At 43.8% G+C, this 4,279-nt stretch carries 2 protein-coding genes and 1 pseudogene; all 3 read left to right on the top strand.

Annotation, left to right across the window (positions count from 1 at the left end):
• Nucleotides 1-920: hypothetical protein (locus tag DWZ60_RS16650; RefSeq protein ID WP_207664425.1), on the top strand; the 920-nt coding region annotated here is incomplete at its 5' end.
• A 5-nt stretch (nt 921-925) separates the two neighbouring features.
• On the top strand, nt 926-3,046 hold the full coding sequence (locus tag DWZ60_RS16645) for a hypothetical protein (RefSeq protein ID WP_119222163.1): 2,121 nt from the start codon (nt 926-928) through the stop codon (nt 3,044-3,046).
• Between the two features lie 86 nt (nt 3,047-3,132).
• Nucleotides 3,133-4,279: pseudogene (locus tag DWZ60_RS16640) on the top strand (Cna B-type domain-containing protein); the annotation flags it as partial.

Here is a 4,279-nt window from a genome sequence, read left to right as displayed (position 1 = left end):
TCCCATCAGATTTTACAGGTAGCATCACTTCATCATCAGAGCGCACGGGCAACACAGTATATGATTCAGTGACTGATACGATTTATGTGTATAACCGATACCAGCTTGAATTGATGAAAGGGGAATCTTCAGACAGCGAACCTGTAATGAGCGAGGATTATATTGCTGAAAAAGTTGGAATGGGACAGGTTTTTACACTGGAAGATGGTACCTATCTTACTTATAGCAAAACACATAATTATGTGCTTGCTTCTTCATTTACAACAGAAACACCGGAGCTTCTTGCAAATAAGGCTGGGACAGAGGAGACAACTAAGGATATTACTAGCGCTTATCCATCTGATTATGAAGGAAGAAATTATTTCGGTCAGGTGGTAAAAAAGATCGGTGATAAAAATTATATTCTGATTGGAAATGAAACACAGCTCCGGGCAATCGGAACAGATGCGGAAGTGACAGAACCCATCTGGAAGGTGTATGAAACAAGAGAGAAAAAAGGGGGATTACTGGGGGGAGCACTGAGTGGATATACAGACTGGACACCGGCTGCGGATACAGCAGAATACAAAACAGAACTGTATTATCCGGGTGATGCGGATCTGGCCAATTTTAAAGATGGAGACAAAGTATATGACTGGTCAAAAACTGCATTGTATGCAAATGATAATGGTGGACACGAAATTGGAAAAGCGGAATATTTGGATGCCCCATCCTTAGACGTAGCTGGTTTGAATGCTACAAAGCGTTATCTTTATGTGGGCAGTACGATCCAGGATTCTGCAAATATGATAGTAACTGCATCTGAGGACAGTCCTTCTGATGATTCTACGGAGAGGCCTCCGGTGAAACAGAAGAAGTTTCTGGTAATACAGAAGAGACTTCCGGTGAAGCAGATGGAAATGCAAAAGGCAGTGATCTGATTGATATGGTTCCGGCAGAAAACAATGAAATATCTGTATCTGGAAATGATGATATTTCTTCAGAAGCTGCAGCATCGGACACTACTGTATCAGATACTGAAAACGAAGAGATTTACGATGAAGATGCTTTTATCAGTGATGAAAGTGAAAGTGATTTTTCAGATGATGCGGATCCAGAAAGTATACAGGTTGAAGAGGATAAGACCTACGTTCTTACTTATGATATAAGCAAAACGACTAATAAGGTGAATATTGCAGGCACCGGATATAAATATAGCAAGGATGCGGATTATATTATCTTTCGTGATATTGATCTTTCCAAAGAGGGCACCAATTCCAATGGGGAAGATGATGATTGGGATCCTATTGATAATTACCAGGGAAACATGGAAGGCCGAAAGGGAATGGTTGAAGGTCAGAGTATAACAATCAGCCATATCAATATTTCACAGAATAATCCAGTCGATCAGGACAGGCAGGCAGAATATGGTATCGGATTTTTCAGAAATTTGACAACACCATATTCTACATCCCTGACAATATCCCAAAACCCGATCACTGTGAAAAACATTACTCTTTCTGATGTGACGGTTTCTACAACAACACAAAAGGTTAAACAAAATGTCAGTTTGATTGGAAGTGTGCTGAAGCTCCTGCTTGGAAATTTAAGTGGACTGAAACCGGATCCGCAATCCCTGGCAACGGGAGGATTTGCAGGCGTCATAAAAGGAAACATCCAGATTGAAAACTGCAATGTAGAAAATTTACGTGGAGTTTCAAATGTAAATGATCGGACCGGTGGCTTCGCAGGCTATGTCAGTGGTATGACACAGTATGACCTCATATCAAATGGATTAGGAGGCCTGGTTACTACTTTAACAAAAATCCTGAATCTGATTCCTCTGCTTGGAGCCGGTGACCTGCTGACTGTCCTTTTAAATGGAGGATTACTCAGTGTAAAAAATCTGATTCCGGTAGGCTATGTCAATCCATGTATTCAGAATTGTTCTGTAAGCGGTGGCACTTCTGTTACAGGTCAGAAGAGTACCGGTGGATTCGCTGGGGAAGCCATTGGTGCAGTGATGAAAAACTGTTCTGTGGGTGGCACTGCCACAGTGTCTGGAAATGATTGCTCTGGTGGATTTGTGGGACGTTCTGCGAATGCAGTTGTGGCAGGCGCATTAAGCAGCCTTGGTATTGAACTTATGGGGAACTTTCCGGTCAATACAGTTATGCTGAACTGCAGAATTGATGGAACGGTAAACGTATCCGCACAGGGAAGTTTCGCTAAGGAAAGTGGTTATGCAGGCGGATTTATTGGCGAAATGCGAAATAGTTACGCTGTAGACTGCAGTATTTCTTCTTTGGGTACAGTGTCCGGAAAAGATTATACCGGAGGATTTGCCGGTATAGCAACCCTTGGTGATGTAGCGGATATTGATGAAAGCCAGGGACTTCTGGTAATTGTAAAGGATCTTCTTACAGGGTTGTTAAATGGTAAATTTACCAACATGGATATCCTGAACCTGGTAGGACTCCGGCCTTCTGTTATAAGCGGATGCACCATTGCAGGAGATAACATTTCTGTAACAGCGAACGGTAAAAATGCAGGTGGACTTGTGGGATATGCAGGTGCTGTCCAGATTTCCAATACTTTAGAACTTGCAGATGACTCAAAATCAACTACAAAAGCCCTCCAGCGAGTGCTTAATAAGACGGGTCTTACCTACGAATTTTCAGACCGTGTGAATCAGATCAATGCAGCTTCCTCTATGAAGGTTTCAGCAACAGAGAATGCAGGAGGAATCTTAGGTTACGCTAAGATGACCAGTGTCGGTGATGTCCTCGGTGGAACAGTTACAGCAGCAGACTATATGCGTTTTGAGTGCAAGGACTGTTCCGTAAACGGAGGCTCTTCCGGGCTTACGGTTACTGCGTCAGATCAGGAAAATGGTCGTGCAGGAGGTGCTATCGGTTATGGAACAGGTGGAGAAGTAAGGAAAACATCCGTCACAAATCTGAATTCCGTAACGGCCGGAAAGTGTGCCGGAGGTTTTGCCGGGTATTTCGGAAGCGGCACCCTTGCCAATGTTGGAGGTATTAAACTTCTGGATTACCGCTACTAAAAATTGACAGCCTTCTTTCTGTAGGTCAGATGATTGAGACGTTTGCAGTTGAAAGTACTGTTTCAGGTGTTGCGTCAGGATATAGTGTGTCTACCCAAAATGAGAAAGGTTACAGCGGTGGCTTTATTGGAGAATGCATCAGTGGACGAGCAAGGGACACAAAGATCAGCAACCTGAAAACGGTTACTGCATCCGCAGCATCAGGAAAAGCCGGTGGATTTGCAGGTTTTGCCAAAGCCGGAGATGCATTAAGTGCCGGAGATTCTACTACATCACAACTGACAGGAATCGAATTGGAGAACCTGCTAGGCGTTGTCAGTGCCCTGAGACCGGAGTTCAATAATACTTCTATTGCATATGTTTCGAATGGTTCTGACCCTCAGGTATCCGCTGATATGGCGGGCGGTTTTGTGGGAGATGGACAGGCAGTAGATATCAATTATGGAAACAACAATTCCGGATTTAAAGCAGACACAGACACGAATCCATCTTCGAGTGAATCTACAGATGAAAAGAATAGTGAAGAAGCAGATTTCATTTCAGCAGTCACGAATAGCGAGGATGGAACAACAGAAGGTGAGACTGGTGCGATTGCAACAACAAATATTACCGGACTTTCCTATATAAAGGGAACCAGCTATGCCGGAGGCTTTGCCGGAAGATTGATGCCCGGTGATGTGGCACAGACAGGTTCTATTAAGTTACTGGGGCTCTTAAATGTAACTCAGCTTCTCAGTGTCATGGATGTGGCATATCCGAGGATTTCCGATTCTTCTATTGAAGGAAACAACTTAGTCGTAACAGCATCCGGAAAAAATGATGATGTGGCGCTTGGAGATGCCGGAGGATACATCGGTAATGGAAAAGCAGTTATGGTTAAAAACTCTGATGTGACTAATGTAAAAGAAGTCACAGCGCCGTATCATGCCGGTGGCTATATCGGAATCATGCGGTCCGGAAGTGCAGCGGAGGCAGGAGATGCCACAGGAGATCTTTTGAACAGTGTCCTTGGTAAGATTCTGAGTCTGAAAGAGTTGGCGAGTGTCTTGCAGGCTGCATCCAGCAAAATTACAAATTGCAAAGTTGCTGGTACCGCAGATGGATTGACTGTTACAGCTGACAACGGATTTGAAAACGCAGAAGGCTATGCAGGTGGCTTCGTTGGAGAGATGCAGAGCGGTCATGTAGATAATTCAGCAAATGCTGTTGATTCCGGAAAAGGAACGGCAGTAG

The sequence above is a fragment of the Blautia sp. AF34-10 genome, assembly GCF_003477865.1.
In the GTDB taxonomy this organism is placed as follows: domain Bacteria; phylum Bacillota; class Clostridia; order Lachnospirales; family Lachnospiraceae; genus Fusicatenibacter; species Fusicatenibacter saccharivorans.
The sequence above is the reverse complement of the archived record's forward strand: the minus strand, read 5'-3'. Positions and strand labels throughout refer to the sequence as shown.

Bases quoted from the DNA above. Each gene is read 5' to 3' on its own strand.
- DWZ60_RS16645 (WP_119222163.1), top strand. From the start codon at position 926: ATGGTTCCGGCAGAAAACAATGAAATATCTGTATCTGGAAATGATGAT.